We start from the raw sequence: 15,786 nt of genomic DNA, 5'->3' as shown, positions 1-15,786 counted from the left end.
ACACACCCACCCCACACCCCAACCCCTTAAGAAAACCCCACCCATGAGCCTGCCCGCCTTCATCCTCGACAACGCCCGGCCCGACTACAAGCCAGGCGAGACCATCACCCTATCCGGGGCCGAAGGCCGCCACGCCGTCACCGTCAAACGACTCACCGTCGGCGAAAGACTCCAACTCATCACCGACTGCGCAGTCGTCTACGAAGCCACCATCACCGCCACCGCCGGCAAAGACACCCTCCAAGCCACCATCGACAGCGCCCAACCCGTAACCCGACCCACCCCAGAAGTCGTCCTCATCCAAGCACTGCCCAAATCAGAACGCTCCGAGCTGACCATCGACCTGGCCACCCAAGGCGGAGTCGACGCCATCGTGCCCTGGGCCGCCGAACGCTGCATTGCCAAATGGGTCGGCAACAAAGCCACCAAGGGCCGCGCCAAATGGCAAGCCGCAGCCCACGCCGCGGCGAAACAATCCCGCCGCACCACGATCCCGCCCATCGCGGAGCTCGCCACCAGCATCGACGAAGCACTCGTCGCCGCCGGCCAACTCGACGCCCTGCTGGTCCTCGACGAAGACGCCGCCAAACCCTTCCGCGACATCGACCTTTCCCACGCCCAACGCGTCGGATTAGTCATCGGGCCCGAAGGCGGGCTGACGGAGGCGGAAGTCGCCCAATTTTCCGCCCACGGCGGCCAAGCCGTGCTGCTCGGCCCGGAAGTGCTGCGCACCGCAACCGCGGGGCTAGTAGCCCTGGCAGCCATCGGCGCCACCACCACACGGTGGTAAAATCGCACCCCACAAGGCCCCGCACCCGCGGACAAGCCCACCTAAAACCTTTTATCCTTTCGCTGACCCGGAGATAAAGATTCCTAAGCACCGCACCCCAGAGACCCCCACCACCGACACCGTGGACCGCCCAGCGTCCCGCTCGGTGACCCACCTCTACCGGATCAACCCCGACCACGCCCAAACGGTGCTCGGCATCAACGACGACAACACCAAGGTGCTCACCACCCTGACCGGCGTTGAAATCTTCGCCCGCGGCGACGAGCTCACCCTCATCGGCGAGGAATACGAACTCACCCGCGTCAAGCGCACCCTCGACGAACTGCAAGCCATGGCCCGCCGCGGGCACGTCGTCACCCGCGACACCGTCAAACACACCCTGAACATGGTCACCGAGACCAAACGCGAATCGGTCGCCGGGATGCTCTCCCAGGAAATCATCTCCCGCAAAGGCAAAGTCGTTCGCCCCAAAACGCGCGGCCAAAAAGAATACGTCGACGCCATCGACGACAACACCATCGTCTTCGGGCTGGGTCCGGCAGGATCCGGTAAAACCTACCTCGCCATGGCAAAAGCCGTGCAGGCGCTGCACGCCAAAGACGTCAACCGCATCATCCTGACCCGCCCAGCGGTGGAAGCCGGCGAAAAACTCGGCTTTCTGCCCGGCACCCTGAACGAAAAAATCGACCCCTACCTGCGCCCCCTCCACGACGCGCTGCGCGACATGGTGGAGCCGGAAATGATTCCGAAGCTCATGGAGGCCGGCATCGTGGAAGTCGCCCCCTTGGCATACATGCGTGGCCGCACCCTCAACGATGCCTTCGTCATCCTTGATGAGGCACAAAACACCACCCCGGCGCAGATGAAAATGTTCCTCACCCGCCTGGGATTTGGCTCCAAGATGGTCGTCACCGGTGACATCACCCAGGTGGATCTTCCCGGCGGCCAAAAATCCGGGCTGCGGGTCGTTCGCGACATTCTTAAAGGGGTGCGCGGCATCAGCTTCCAGGAATTAACCAGCGAAGACGTGGTCCGCCACCAACTGGTTGGCGCCATCGTCAACGCCTACGACGCCTGGGACGACGCCCAAGAATCCCTCGCCGCCGCGAAAAAGGCCCGCGCCGAGATGGCCCACCACGAACGTGCAGACCACACCTAGGACACACCTAGGCCACATCTAGGCCACGCCTAGGTTTTGCCCCGGTCGCGCACTACTATCACCACCAAATACCAGTTCCCGACGCGAAGAGATCCCCGTGAGCATCGAAGTCTTCAACGAGTCCGGCTACGGCGACGTCAATGAGGAAGCCCTGATCGACGTGCTGTCGTTCGCCCTGAGCCGCATGGATGTGCACCCCGACGCCGAGGCGACCATCCAACTCGTCGACATGGACACCGCCTCCGACTTGCACGTGCGCTGGTTCGGCATCCCCGGACCGACCGACGTGATGAGTTTCCCCATGGATGAGCTCACCCCCGGTGGCGGCCGACCCGACCAGGATCCCTTCGGCCCGAGCATGCTCGGCGATATTGTGCTGTGCCCCGAGTTTGACGAAAAACAAGCCACCACCGCCGGGCATTCCCTGGCCCACGAACTGGCCCTTTTGACCGTCCACGGTTGCCTGCACCTGCTGGGCTATGACCACCTCACTCCGCATGACGAACAGGTCATGTTCGCCACCCAAAATGAGATCCTGGCCGACTGGTACGACTCTCTCGACGCCCGCGGTATTGAGTTCGAACCCAAACCCTCCAACCCGGGGGCGTTTCCTTCCGCCGCCGACCGCATCCAACTCGACAAGGACGTCGCCGAAACCTTTGGCGACCCGGCCAGCATGACGGCAGACAGCAACGACGGGTTTACGATTCCCGCGCTAGGGGATCCGGCTATCACCGGCGAACACGGCAGCCATAACGCACAGGGGGAGCAGTCCTAGTGTCCACCACGGACATACTCCTCGGTCTCGGTGCCGTCGCCACCCTGGTTGCTTCCGGTGGGCTGGGAACCATCGAGACCGCTGTCCGCAGTATTTCCCGCGCCCGCGTCGAAGAGTTCGTCAAGGATGAAAAACCCGGCGCCCCGGCGCTATTGCGGGTGCTCGGCCGCCGCGCCGAGCACATCAACCTGCTGGTGCTGCTGCGCACCTTTTTGGATTCCGCCGCCGCAGTATTTACCACCGCCCTGTGCTTTTCGCTGCTGAGCAAGACCACCACCGCCATGGTGGTGGCCATCGCGGTGCTCACCTTCGTCACCTACGTCGTCGTCGGCGTGTTCTCCCGCACGGTGGGCAAGCAAAACCCCTACAGCGTGTCGCTGAAAACGGCGATGGTGCTGTCCACCCTCGCCTACGTGCTGGGGCCGATTTCCACGTTGTTGATCCGCTTCGGTAATTTCCTGGCCCCAGGCCCCGGCTTTAAGGAAGGCCCCTTCGCCACCGAAATCGAACTGCGCGAAATGGTCGATATCGCCCAGGAGCGCGGCATCGTGGAGGTCGAAGAGCGGCGCATGATCCAAAACGTGTTCGACCTGGCGACCACCACGGCCCGCTCGGTGATGGTGCCCCGACCCGAAATGATCTGGATCGAATCGGGCAAAACCGCGGGACAAGCTACCGCCCTGTGCGTGCGCAGCGGTCACTCCCGCATCCCCGTCGTTGGCGACAATGTCGACGATATTCTCGGCGTGGTCTACCTCAAAGACCTGGTGCAAAAGTCTTATTACGACACCGATGGTGGCCGCAGTCGCACCGTCGACGACATCATGCGCACCCCCATTTTTGTGCCGGACTCTAAACCGCTTGATGACCTGCTGCAGGAAATGCAGCTCAACCGCAACCACATCGCCATGCTGGTGGATGAGTATGGCGGCATCGCGGGTTTGATCTCAATTGAGGACATCCTGGAGGAGATCGTCGGTGAAATCGCCGACGAGTATGACCAGGCGGAAACCGCGCCGATCGAGAAGCTTGAGGAGCGCCGCTATCGGGTGGTTTCCCGCCTGACGCTGGAGGATCTCCAGGAATTGATCGCCGAGGATCTCGATGTGGATGTCGAGTTCCCGGAGGACATCACCGACCAGGTCGATACCGTCGGTGGTCTCATGGCGGTGCAATTGGGCAAGGTGCCTCTACCGGGGGCGCAAGTCACAGCCCGCGGCATCACCTTCACCAGTGAGGGCGGGCGCGATCGGCGGGGCCGGCTGCGGGTAGCCAGCGTCATCGTGGATGTGCCAGAGCAGCTGCCTGAGGACGACGAGGAGTAGTTCGACTGCCTTCGCAGCGCTACTGGCCTGCGGGGGATAACGCGCCTTTAAGTGGGCTGTGGTGTGCTCGTGCATTGCGATGCCTGGCGGTATCCACAGTGGCAGAAAAGCAGCTTGTGGGCGATTCTGGGCTAGGCTTTAGGCTGGAGAAAAACTCACGCCTTAGCAACCCGAACGCAGCTATCGGCTGCTAGTGGGCTAAGGTTTGACACCCACCACCTCACACAACAGCAGGGAAGTACACCTACATGATGAATGCGCCCGAGGGCTTTCGCTCCGGATTTTTGAGCTTCGTTGGTCGACCCAACACCGGCAAGTCCACCCTGATCAACGCTCTCGTTGGCCAGAAGATCGCGATCACCGCAGACCAGCCGGAAACCACCCGCCGCCCCATTCGCGGCATCGTGCACCGCGATAACGCTCAGATCATCCTGGTGGACACCCCGGGTTTGCACCGGCCGCGCACCCTGCTGGGTGAGCGCCTCAACGACATCGTGAAAGACACCTATTCCGATGTCGACGTCATTGGGTTGACGATTCCCGCCGATGAGAAGATCGGCCCCGGTGACCGGTGGATTTTGGATGCGGTTCGCACCGTCGCGCCGAAAACCCCCATCGTGGGTATTGTCACCAAGGTCGATAAGGTTTCCCGCGACCAGGTCGCCCACCAGCTAATGGCGGTGCACGAGTTCCTTGGAGGCGAGTGCGAGGTCGTTCCGGTGTCCGCCACCAAGGGGGAGCAGACCGATGTCCTTATTGACGTCATCACGGGCCTGCTGCCGGAGGGGCCGAAGTTTTATCCCGACGATCACGTCACCGACGAAGATCTCAATACCCGGATGTCGGAGCTTATCCGCGAAGCCGCACTGTCTGGGCTGAAAGAGGAGCTGCCGCACTCCGTGGCGGTGGAAATCGATGAGGTGCTGCCCAACCCCGAGCGTGAAGGGGTGACCGATGTGCACGCGGTGCTCTACGTGGAGCGCCCCGGACAGAAGTCCATCATCATCGGTAAGGATGGTCGCCGACTCTCGCGCATCGTGCACCGTTCCCGCTTGGAGATTATGGAGCTGCTGGGCACGAATGTGTATCTCGATTTGCGCATCAAGGTGCTGAAGAATTGGCAGTCTGACCCCAAGGCTTTGGGGCGTTTGGGGTTCTAGAAGCCCCCACCATTGCTGCTTGATGCTTTCGTGGTGGCTGGAAAACCAGCCTTCACATCCCACGGGATGTGAGGGTGTGTGAAGGTGGTGGACTTTTTTCGCTGTGGCACGACCAAGTTTTCGTGAACGGGCATTGGTGGTCGGCTCCCATGATTTTCGGGAGGCCGATCGGATTGTTGTGCTGCTGACCCGCACCCGGTCAGTGGTGCGGGCGGTGGCGAAGGGGGTGCGCCGCAGCAATAGCCGTTTTGGTTCGCGGCTGCAGCCTTTTGTGCTGTTGGATGTGCAGTTGTATGAGGGCACGAATTTGTGTTCTTTAACGGGGGCGGACACCGTGGAGTATTTAGCGCACGGGCTGATTGAGGACTTTGAGCGCTATACCGCGGCGGCGGCGATTTTGCAGGCGGCTCGGCGCTATGCGGTTGCCGATGATCATGACCCCTTCTTGTTCGATAGCACGCTGGCGGCGTTGCGCCGGATGCGGGATAGTGCTGATCCCTTGGTGGATGTGGATGAGTTTTTATTGCAGGTGATGATGCATGAGGGGTTGGCGCCGAGTTTGTTTGATTGCGCCAACTGCGGCAAACCCGGCCCGCATCATGCTTTTGTGGCGGCGCTGGGTGGTGCGGTGTGTGGCAATTGTCGTCCGCCGGGGATGGTGAATGTGGATGAGCAGGCTTTGCGGTTGATGTGGTTGTTAGCCCATGGGCATCGTGAGGCGGCGCAGCAGCTGCTGGAGGGGTCGAATGGGCAGCAGTTGGCGGCGATGATGCACCGGATGGTGTCCCAGTGTGTTTCGGTGCAGGTGGGTAGCCCGCTGCGTGCTTTGCAGTTGGGGCAGTAGGGGTGGGAAAAGTCGGGGTGAGGCGGGGCTATGTTGTGTCTTCCCGGGAGCGCAAAATCATGGCACAATAGCCTCTCGTGAAGCTGAACCCCCCAAACATTGACCCCGAGTTCATTCCTAAGCATATTGCCCTCGTGATGGATGGCAATGGGCGTTGGGCCCAGGAGCGTGGGCTGAAGCGTACCGAAGGCCACAAGCGGGGTGAGGCGGTGCTGCTGGATGTGGTGGATGCCTGCATCGCGATGGGGGTTCCGTACCTGTCGGCTTATGCTTTTTCGACGGAGAATTGGCGTCGTAGTGCCGATGAGGTGCGTTTTTTGATGGGCTTTAACCGCGATGTGCTTGCTCGGCAGCGTCAGGAGCTGCACGAGAAGGGTGTGCGGGTGAAGTGGGCGGGTCGTCGTCCGCGGTTGTGGCGCAGTGTGATTCGCGAGTTGGAGGCCGCTGAGGAGTTGACGAAGGACAACACCACGATGACGTTGGTGATGTGCGTGAACTATGGTGGCCGCGCGGAGTTGGTGGATGCGACTCGCAGGCTGGCTGAGGATGTTAAGTCCGGCAAGTTGGCTCCGGGGGCGATCACGGAGAAGACGTTGGGGAGCTATTTGTACGATCCGGAGATGCCGGATGTGGATTTGTTCTTGCGTCCTTCGGGGGAGAAGCGCACGAGTAACTTTTTGCCGTGGCAGTCGGTGTATGCGGAGATGGTGTATCAGGATAAGTTGTTCCCGGATTTCACCCCGCAGGATCTGTTTGATGCGGTGGAGGAGTATGCGCGCCGCGATCGTCGCTTCGGTGGGGTGAAGAAGTAACGTGACGACCTCACCGGGGGCGTTGCCGACGCCGACGCGCGCCCAGATTAAGCGGTGGCAGCGTTATCTCGCTAATGAGCGGGCGGAGGCTGCCGTGTATCGCGAGTTGGCTCACAATAAGGATGGTGAGGAGCGGGAGATTTTGTTGTCTCTTGCTGCCGCGGAGGCCCGCCATGAGGAGTATTGGCGTTCCCGGCTGGGCGATTATGTGGGGATGCCGCGCCGTCCGGATTATTCCACGCTGTTGATGGGGTTTTTGGCTAAGCGTTTTGGTTCGGTGTTTACCTTGGCGTTGATGCAGTCGGCGGAGGCCCGCTCGCCCTATGCCAAGGATGAGGATGCTTCGGCGCAGATGTTGGCTGATGAGCGCATTCACGCTGAGGTGGTGCGTGGGTTGGCTGCGCGTTCGCGGGAGAAGATGTCGGGGTCTTTCCGCGCGGCGGTGTTTGGTCTTAATGATGGTTTGGTGTCGAACCTGGCGCTGGTGTTGGCGGTGGTGGGGTCCGGTGCAAGCCAGGGCGCGATTGTGTTGACTGGTTTTTCGGGCCTGTTGGCTGGTGCGTTGTCGATGGCGGCGGGGGAGTATGTGTCGGTGTCGTCGCAGCGGGAGTTGTTGGCGGCTTCTACTCCGCATGAGGATGCGGATAATTTGGTGCCGCAGTTGGATGTGAACGCTAATGAGTTGTCGTTGGTGTATCGTGCGCGCGGTATGGGGGAGCAGGAAGCGGATCAGCATGCGCGTGCGGTGTTGGCGGGGATTAGGGCTAATCATCCTTCGGTGGAGGCGCCGATTACTGGGGGGCGTTTTAGTGCTGCCGGTGAGGAAGCGGTGGGCAGCGCGTTGGGTGCTGCTGGTGCGTCGTTTTGTTTGTTTGCCGCCGGTGCTTTTGTGCCGTTGATTCCGTTTTTGTTTGGGGTTTCGACTGCGGTGGCGGCCACGGTGGCGTGTGTGTTGGTGGGGTTGACGTTGATGGCTACGGGCGGGATCGTTGGTATTTTGTCGGGAACCTCCCCGGTGACGCGGGCGTTGCGTCAGTTGGCTATTGGTTTGGGGGCGAGTGCGGTGACCTATGGGTTGGGTTCGGCGTTTGGGGCTGTGTTGTAGGCGATTTTTTGCGGTGGTGGGGGATTGGTGTGTGCTTTGGGGATGAGAAAACGGGCCGGCTCTTTGCTTTTCGTGGGAGCAAAGAGCCGGCCCGTTGACCGGTTGTGTGCGGGCGCGCGTTTAGGCGTGCTGGCAGGAGCTGCAGGTGCCGAAGACTTCGGCGGTGTGGCCGGTGAGGACGAAGCCGTTGGCTTTGGCCATGTTGGCTGCCCATTCTTCGACGGGGCCGCCGTCGATTTCGACGGTCTTGCCGCAGTTGGAGCACACGATGTGGTGGTGGTGATCGTTGGACTCGCAGGCGCGGTAGAGGGTTTCGCCGGTGGACATGTGCAGTACGTCGACGGCGTTGATGTCGGCCAGGGACTGCAGGGTGCGGTAGACGGTGGTCAGGCCGACCTTGTAGTTGCGGGCGGTGATCTCCTGGTGAATGGTTTTCGCGGAGGAGAAGTTGGTCAGTTCGCGCAGGACGTTGACGACTGCGGCGCGCTGACGGGTGCTGCGTGCACCTAGCTTCGGGATCGAGGCGTCGGTTTTGACTGCCATGGATCGCACCTTTCATTCAGAGGGCACTGAAGTGGGATAAACCCAATCAGTTAAGAATTTGATGAGATAACGATAGCTGAAACGTCGGTTACCACAAATTTTATTGGTGAGACTTTTCCCGAGGTGCTGAGAAAATCTCAGAATATTGTGGCGGTGTGACCGCTAACCGAACGGTGTATCGCTACAAGAAAACAGCTCGCCTAGGGGGAGAAACGGGGGTGTTTCGTTTGTTTTCACCACGGCTCAAATGTGAGTTTTGACCGTTTGGATGGCCGGCCATAGTGTGGTGAGCGTCTCCGGAGGGGTCGCTGTATTTTAGGTCTCACGACTGGTGAAGTTGAAAATACTTCATTTAAGTCATGCAAAAAAGTTTATTCGATTCGCCCCCGTGAAGACAATTGGACGGGCGGGCACCGCCGTGGGGAATGCGGGAACATGTGGATAAAGGCGCAGGTTGTAGGCGTTTATCAATCCTTTGTATGACGGTCGGTTTCGTTAGCAGATTTCCTGTCGCCTATCTGGGTGGCGTTTTTGTGCTGTGCGTAATTGAAACTTGGCAGTGTCAGTTGGGGGCTTTGCTGGGGTGGTGCGGTGGAATTTAGTTTTCGAAAGCTCAACATTTTCTGGGGGTGCTTATATGTCTGCAATAACTATCGAGCTACATAATTTTATAATCGCTGCCATTAATGCTGCGGTGCCAAGCAGTAATGCGCAGGTAATGCGCGATAGAGTTCCAAAAGTATGTTTTTTTAGTCTTTTTTTGGTTTGCCGCGGCGAGCGTTAGTTATTGCACAGGGCTGGGTAGGGCTGGGCCGGGCTGGGGCGAAGCTTGGGCGAGGTTAGCTGGGGCTTGGGTGTTGATGTTGCCTGCGGCGGCTTGCTGCAGTCATTTGCCGGTGTTGAATGTGTGGATCCGGAAGTGTTGGTGGGTGTTGGGTACGGCGGGGGAGAAGGCCTTTCATCGGGTGTGGGGTGGGTGGGAATCTTTTGCCACGGCAGTTGTTTCTCGGGGGATTTTTTAAAGCTGTGGAAGGTGGTGGGTGCGTGCATGGATGGGATAGGGGTTGCCGTGGGTTGCCGTGGGGTGTGCCTGGGGTGGTGTTGGGCGGTTTTGTGGAAGCACAGGTGTTATCAATGGCGGAAGGTGTCGGTGGTCTTTAAAAGCACCAGTGGCGAATTTGCGCGGAGAGGACAGGCTTGGCTAAGCCACCTGGCCGGGGTCTGCTGCCGGGTGAAGATGGTGTGCGCCGGCGCCGGTTGCGGTTGGTGCGGTGTCCTTGGGGTGGGTCCCTGGCGTGGGGCAGTGGGGTGGTGTCTGGAGGCATGAAAAAGCCGGGGCCACCGCACTGCCTAGCAGTGGGTGGCCCCGGCGAATAGCCCGTTGAGCGTGTGCCCCGAAGAATTACTTATCGATCACTGCACGTCGCTGACAGCGCAGTGCGCATGATCTTCAGGGAGGCGGGGCAGGTCAGCGTATATAGCTGCTCCCGGCCTTGACGCTCGGCGTCGACAACACCGGCGTCTTTGAGAACTTTGAGGTGTTGCGACACCAAAGGCTGGTTGGCGCCCAAGATCTCCACGATCTCGTGTACGCACATGTCCTGCTCTGCGAGGAGGTGGACGATCTTCAGCCGCAGGGGGCTGTGGAGAGCGTGGATGAGCTCTGCGGCCTGGATGTACACGCTGTCATCGAGGCGCGAGCGATCGGGGGCGGTCGTTGTTATCGTCCGGCGATTTCTGGTTGGTGTGGCCATTGTGGACCCCTTCTTCGGGTGCTCGTACGTGGGCTGTATGTTGAGCAAAATGTCAACGAGGGGCTGTGTGGCGAAACCGAACTTGGAACGTTCGGCTCCTTTCCAGCTCCCAACAACGGACGTGGGATGCACTTTCAGTAAACCTGAGTTCCGAAACCCGCGCACGGACTTGCGGCTCGCTTACTGAAAAAGGTGCCTTTTTTACCCCCTAAAGGGGGTGGTATTGCTTAAAATTTATTAAAATCGCCCCGCGAAAGGCGAAAATGACATATTGCACAAGTTACATGCGAGTGCGAAAAGAGTGCTTCCGCGCGCATGATTCGCACCTTCGGTGGAGGTGCTGTAGCAAACTGCCAGGGGGTAAACCCCATATTAAAAACCCGTTTTCCGAAGGTGGAAAAAGGTTTTCGGCAGGCCCCGTCGCGTGCAAAAACCCGACCGCTTTTCCTCCTTGTCAATTCTGGCCAGGAGTGTGTCCTGGGGACATTTTCGACAGCTCGGGCGGGGAGTATCTGCAGGTAGACGTGGCATTGCTACCTTAAGATGGGATTTTAGCCGAAAGTAAACATGGGTGGGGTCGGCGGTTGCGCGAAAAAGGCACACATATAATTTTCCACTTATGAAAAAGGGCTTTCGGGCGGCCGGCCACGCGGCCTTAATGGTCATATGAAAGGGCATTTTATGTTTGTATGCAATCATGTGACCAAAGCGCGCCAAATTAGAAACATCTTATGTTTACTTCGGTGTGTCGTTGTCAATTCGCCGGCCGCTAATGTGGCCAAATTTTCACACGAACGGGTGAATTGAGGGCTAAGTGGGATGGGGGCGGGTGCAACTTTTTTGGACAAACGCAAGACAAGGCGCTTACGTCGGTGTATGACCCGTGCCGCATGGGTTGCTGGGCTGTTTCATACCTGTTCATACCTGTTCATACCTGCTCTTTCTCCCACCGACGCCAAAGGTTGCCCGACGCCCCACCCAGCAATGCGCCTGAGGGGCTTTCCCGCAGGCGCCCTCCAAACGCACCCCGTGTCACCCGCGCAGCACATAAGGAGGGCAAGCCTCCAAGGCGTCACAGCGGGCGCGCCACAGTGCCGCACTGCCCCCGTCAAAGGGCACATCGATTGTGAAAGCAGGTAGAATCACCGGCTTGAAGCACTCTGTGCGCCCGGCAGCCAGCCGGGCGCCACTGATATCACAAGGAGAAGACCACCAAAGTGGCCCCGCAATCCATCATTGATACCGTCGTTAACCTGTGTAAACGTCGTGGACTCGTCTACCCCTGTGGCGAAATCTACGGCGGCACCCGATCCGCATGGGACTACGGCCCGCTCGGCGTCGAGCTGAAGGAAAACATCAAGAAGCAGTGGTGGCGCTCCATGGTCACCTCCCGGCCCGACATCGTCGGCCTGGACTCCTCCGTGATCCTGCCCCGCCAAACCTGGGTGTCCTCCGGGCACCTCGAAGTGTTCACCGACCCGCTGGTGGAGTCCCTGCACACCCACAAGCGCTACCGTGCAGATCACCTGCTGGAAGCCTACGAGGAAAAGCACGGCCACCCGCCGGCAAACGGCCTGGCCGACATTCCCGACCCGGAAACCGGCCAGCCCGGCAACTGGACCGAGCCCAAGGAATTCTCCGGCATGCTCAAAACCTTCCTCGGCCCCGTCGATGATGAGGAAGGCCTGCACTACCTCCGCCCGGAGACCGCGCAGGGCATCTTCGTCAACTTCAAAAACGTGATGACCTCCGCCCGCATGAAGCCCCCGTTCGGCATCGCGCAGATCGGCAAGTCCTTCCGCAACGAGATCACCCCCGGCAACTTCATCTTCCGCACCCGCGAGTTCGAGCAGATGGAGATGGAATTCTTCGTCAAGCCCGGCACCGACGAGCAGTGGCACCAGTACTGGATCGACCACCGCTACAACTGGTACGTCGACCTCGGCATCAACCCCGACAACCTGCGCCTGTATGAGCACCCGCAGGAAAAGCTCTCCCACTACTCCAAGCGCACCGTCGACGTGGAATACGCCTTCCACTTCGCCGGCTCCAAGTGGGGTGAGCTCGAAGGCGTGGCCAACCGTACCGACTACGACCTGTCCGTGCACGCCAAAGGCTCCGGCGAAGACCTGTCCTACTTCGACCAGGAAACCGGCGAACGCTGGGTGCCCTACGTCATCGAACCCGCGGCCGGCCTTGGCCGCTCCATGATGGCCTTCCTCGTCGACGCCTACCACGAGGACGAAGCCCCCAACGCCAAGGGCGGAGTCGACAAGCGCGTCGTGCTCAAGCTCGACCGTCGCCTCGCTCCCGTCAAGGTCGCCGTGCTGCCGCTGTCCAAGAAAGACACCCTCACCCCCACCGCGGAAAAGGTTGCCGAGCAGCTGCGCCAGCACTGGAACATCGACTACGACACCTCCGGCGCCATCGGCCGTCGCTACCGCCGCCAGGACGAAATCGGCACCCCCTTCTGTGTCACCGTCGACTTCGACACCCTCGAAGACAATGCCGTCACCGTCCGTGAGCGCGACACCATGGAGCAACAGCGCGTCCCCCTCGACGAGCTCGAAGGCTACCTCGCCCAGCGCCTGATCGGCTGCTAGTCATGTCGACCACCACCTCCTGGACGCCCCGCACCATCGAAGGAAGCACCCAAAAACTCGACCTGCTCGCAGGCGAAACCACCATCGGGCACTTCACCGAAACCGACAAGGGCCACACCGTGGAAGCCGTGGTCTACGACCAGCCCTGGCACGTCACCCGCGACGACATGGCCGTCACCGCCACCCTGCAAGACGGCCGCACCTACGCGCTCACCGGCGACAAAGGCCGCATCGGAGGCTCCAAACGCCTCGACGTCGACCTCGCCGGGCACGCAGTCGCCTGCATCAACGAAGCCAAACAAGACTGGGTCATCGAAGACACCGACGGCACCAAACTCGGCCAATTCAGCGGCGGAAACCGCGGAGTCCGCAGCAGCCTGGTCGAATGGGAAGACGACGCCACCGAACACCTCAACCGCGAAGAACAGGCATTCCTCAGCTATGCCGCCCGCATCGCCCTGGAATCCCGACTCTGGCGCAACACCTGGATACTCACCGCATCCTTGCTGGTGCTCGCCCCGATCATCATCCTGATCTACCTCTACGGCCCCGTGTTCTAAACAACACCCCGCCATCGGATACAACCCCCAACCGCCACCGCGGTTGGGGGTTGAACCATTTCAAAACCCACCCGCATCCCACCCAAAGCCCACCCGGAGACCGTCGAAGAAAACCCACGCACACAAAAACCCGCCCCGCACCAACAAACAGGTGCGAAGCGGGTTGGGAAAGAAGCACAGAAGCCGCTGTTAGAAGCTGCCGCCGGTCGAAGAGCTACCGCCCGTCCAGCCGCCGCCACCACCAAAGCCGCCGCCGAAACCACCGCCGCCGAAGCCGCCGGAGAACCCACCACGGCCACCGTCGAGCAAACCACCCACAATCATGCCGGTGATGAAATCTCCACTACCGCCGCTATTACGGCGACGCTGCCGATCATTGTGCTCATCAATGTCGCGCTGCGCGAGCTTAATCGCTTGATCCGCCTGCTGACGAGCCTGATCCGCAAACGCCGAACCACGGCGGAAATTCTGCTCGTTATACGCACCACGCGCCTGCGCCAACGCCTGATCACCAGCCGCCAACGCAGTACGCGCCCGCGTACCAATCACATTGCCACGCGTCGAAATCAAATCCTCCGCCGAACGCAGCAACGTCGCCGCGCTCTCCATCAGCCGCTCACACACCTGACGCTCACGCGACAACTCACTGGCACGCGCCTTCACCGAATCCAAGGCAGCATCCAACTTGGCATCAGCCTCCATCAACGCGGTATACGCGCCCAAAGGATCACTAGCGCCCGTGGCATCAAAAACCTGCATCGCCGACTGGCCAGCCTGCTGCGCCTCACGCAAAGCATCCACATGCTCGCCACCGGTATTCAACCACTGCGGAACCTCATCCAACTCCGCACGCACCTCAGCAGCCAACGATGCCAACTGCGCCTGAGCCGTCCGAATATTGTCATCGGCATGCTCAATACCGCTGAGCAACAAATCAGCCTGATTCAACGCATTCTCCGCAGTACGAATCGCCGGCACTAAACCAGCCTGCTGACCCGCCGGACGGGCAGCCAAGGCACGCCCCTGATCAATGGCCTGATCCGCGCGCTCCAAATGAGCCTTCGCCAAATCCGTGTTGTCCTTAATAGAGGTCAACTGGCGGGAATCATAGGTCTGCTCCAAGCGCTCCATCGTGGTGCGCGCGCCATCCAAACGGTTCAACAACCCAACCGAGGACCGCGTCAACTCATCCAAACGCTCCGGGGCATTAATCAGCAGGTTACGCATCTGCGTAAACTCCTCCGCCTGCGCCAAAAGCTCCTTATCGGTGGCATTACAGTGCTGCACAATATCGGCATACAACGCACGCTGCTCCACCTCAGTGACATGCTGCTTGCGCGACAACTCATTGAGCTGAGTCAAATACGAGTTGTGCATAGAACGAGCCGACTTAATCCGACGCGCAAAAGCCGCCGTGCGCTCAGCACCAAACTCGCCCTGCGCCAGCCTCAACTCCTCCTCGGCACCACGAATCGCCTCATCAGTGGACACCATCTCATTGTGGGCAGCACGCTCCAACACCGGCAGTTCCACCAAATCCAAAGACTCCGGATCCGTCGGATCCAACTCGCGGGCAGCCACCACCTGACGCTGCTCGTTCTTCTTCTTATTGCGCTTCGAATACGCCACCCCGCCGCCAATAGCGGCAGCCGTACCCAAACCAGCAGCAGCTAACCAGCCTGCGCCCGAATCAGAACCACCACCGGAAGTAGAGGCAGAACCGGAGCCGGAAGAACCGGAACCCTCCATCGCTTTCGCCGCAGCCATCGCAGCATCAAACCACTGGCGATCCACCAAATACGGATACACCGCGTCATCGATCGCATCCTTATACGGCTGCGTCTTACCGTTTTCGGCAACTGCCACGCCATACAAGCGCTCCTCCGGCGACACCGCAAACACCGCCACATTGTCGCCCTTATTCGCCGCAAAGACCGCATCCGCGTACTGCGCGCCCGTCATCCCATCAAACGACGGCTCAAACACCACAAACAGCTTCAGATGCTTCTCCAGCTGCACCTGCTTAATGACGTCCTCCAACTGGGACTTTTCATCAGCAGACAACACGCCAGCCTCATCGTTGACCGCATCAGTCAACAACGTCGGCGCGGCAGCTACCACCGCGACATCCGCTGCCTGGGCGCTCGCAGCCAACGGGCCCACACCCATACCCAACGCCAGCGCCGGGGCAGCAGCGCACGCTACCGAGAGAAGAAAACTACGGCCAACAAAAGTTGCATTCATAACCACCAAGCATACTGAAAAAACAGCCATCTACCCCGCCAAAAACCACCACCACCCACCACCTACACCACACCCGCACCAAAACACCCACCAACCGCCCGTGGCGCCA

The 15,786-nt window shown here is 60.1% G+C and carries 13 protein-coding genes; 10 read left to right on the top strand and 3 right to left on the bottom strand.

The annotated features are described in order from the left end of the window. Window positions 1–43 precede the first annotated feature (43 nt). From CAQU_RS08815 to CAQU_RS08780, 8 genes are all read left to right on the top strand, one after another. Entirely contained in the window at window positions 44–790 is a 747-nt protein-coding gene (locus tag CAQU_RS08815) for a 16S rRNA (uracil(1498)-N(3))-methyltransferase (protein ID WP_075726994.1), read from the top strand. 121 nt (window positions 791–911) lie between these two features. Beyond that, entirely contained in the window at window positions 912–1,949 is a 1,038-nt protein-coding gene (locus tag CAQU_RS08810; protein ID WP_245797240.1) for a PhoH family protein, read from the top strand. A 97-nt stretch (window positions 1,950–2,046) separates the two neighbouring features. After that, window positions 2,047–2,727, top strand: a complete 681-nt coding sequence (gene ybeY / locus CAQU_RS08805) for an rRNA maturation RNase YbeY (protein ID WP_084562962.1) — start codon at window positions 2,047–2,049, stop codon at window positions 2,725–2,727. Beyond that, window positions 2,727–4,052 carry a hemolysin family protein gene (locus CAQU_RS08800; protein WP_075726992.1) on the top strand — a complete coding sequence of 442 codons (1,326 nt, stop codon included), beginning with the start codon at window positions 2,727–2,729 and terminating at the stop codon, window positions 4,050–4,052. Before ybeY ends, CAQU_RS08800 begins: the two co-directional genes overlap by 1 nt. Window positions 4,053–4,300: 248 nt before the next feature. After that, the gene (gene era / locus CAQU_RS08795; protein ID WP_075726990.1) at window positions 4,301–5,212 is read left to right on the top strand and encodes a GTPase Era; all 912 of its coding nucleotides are present in this window, start codon (window positions 4,301–4,303) and stop codon (window positions 5,210–5,212) included. Window positions 5,213–5,315: 103 nt separating this feature from the next. Beyond that, the gene (gene recO / locus CAQU_RS08790) at window positions 5,316–6,056 is read left to right on the top strand and encodes a DNA repair protein RecO (RefSeq protein ID WP_075726989.1); all 741 of its coding nucleotides are present in this window, start codon (window positions 5,316–5,318) and stop codon (window positions 6,054–6,056) included. 77 nt (window positions 6,057–6,133) lie between these two features. After that, window positions 6,134–6,868: an isoprenyl transferase gene (locus CAQU_RS08785; RefSeq protein WP_075726987.1), complete on the top strand. Its 735-nt coding sequence runs from the start codon at window positions 6,134–6,136 to the stop codon at window positions 6,866–6,868. A gap of 1 nt (window position 6,869) precedes the next feature. Next, on the top strand, window positions 6,870–7,973 hold the full coding sequence (locus tag CAQU_RS08780) for a VIT1/CCC1 transporter family protein (RefSeq protein WP_075726985.1): 1,104 nt from the start codon (window positions 6,870–6,872) through the stop codon (window positions 7,971–7,973). A 120-nt stretch (window positions 7,974–8,093) separates the two neighbouring features. On the opposite strand, the gene CAQU_RS08775 is transcribed toward CAQU_RS08780, so the two are convergent. Together CAQU_RS08775 and CAQU_RS08770 are read right to left on the bottom strand one after the other, a co-directional pair. Beyond that, window positions 8,094–8,516 carry a Fur family transcriptional regulator gene (locus tag CAQU_RS08775; RefSeq protein WP_075726983.1) on the bottom strand — a complete coding sequence of 141 codons (423 nt, stop codon included), beginning with the start codon at window positions 8,514–8,516 and terminating at the stop codon, window positions 8,094–8,096. Window positions 8,517–9,922: 1,406 nt separating this feature from the next. After that, window positions 9,923–10,270 (bottom strand): ArsR/SmtB family transcription factor, encoded by a 348-nt coding sequence (locus CAQU_RS08770; protein ID WP_084563231.1) that lies wholly within the window; start codon window positions 10,268–10,270, stop codon window positions 9,923–9,925. A gap of 1,217 nt (window positions 10,271–11,487) precedes the next feature. On the opposite strand from CAQU_RS08770, the gene CAQU_RS08765 reads away from it, so the two are divergent. Together CAQU_RS08765 and CAQU_RS08760 are read left to right on the top strand one after the other, a co-directional pair. Continuing rightward, the gene (locus CAQU_RS08765; protein WP_075726981.1) at window positions 11,488–12,873 is read left to right on the top strand and encodes a glycine--tRNA ligase; all 1,386 of its coding nucleotides are present in this window, start codon (window positions 11,488–11,490) and stop codon (window positions 12,871–12,873) included. A gap of 2 nt (window positions 12,874–12,875) precedes the next feature. Next, window positions 12,876–13,433 (top strand): hypothetical protein, encoded by a 558-nt coding sequence (locus CAQU_RS08760; protein ID WP_075726979.1) that lies wholly within the window; start codon window positions 12,876–12,878, stop codon window positions 13,431–13,433. Window positions 13,434–13,622: 189 nt separating this feature from the next. Here CAQU_RS08760 and CAQU_RS08755 read toward each other — a convergent pair whose 3' ends face one another. Continuing rightward, entirely contained in the window at window positions 13,623–15,677 is a 2,055-nt protein-coding gene (locus tag CAQU_RS08755; RefSeq protein ID WP_075726977.1) for a TPM domain-containing protein, read from the bottom strand. Window positions 15,678–15,786: the final 109 nt, after the last annotated feature.

This window comes from Corynebacterium aquilae DSM 44791, from assembly GCF_001941445.1.
Lineage (GTDB): Bacteria > Actinomycetota > Actinomycetes > Mycobacteriales > Mycobacteriaceae > Corynebacterium > Corynebacterium aquilae.
This window is presented reverse-complemented; position numbering and strand designations above follow the sequence as displayed.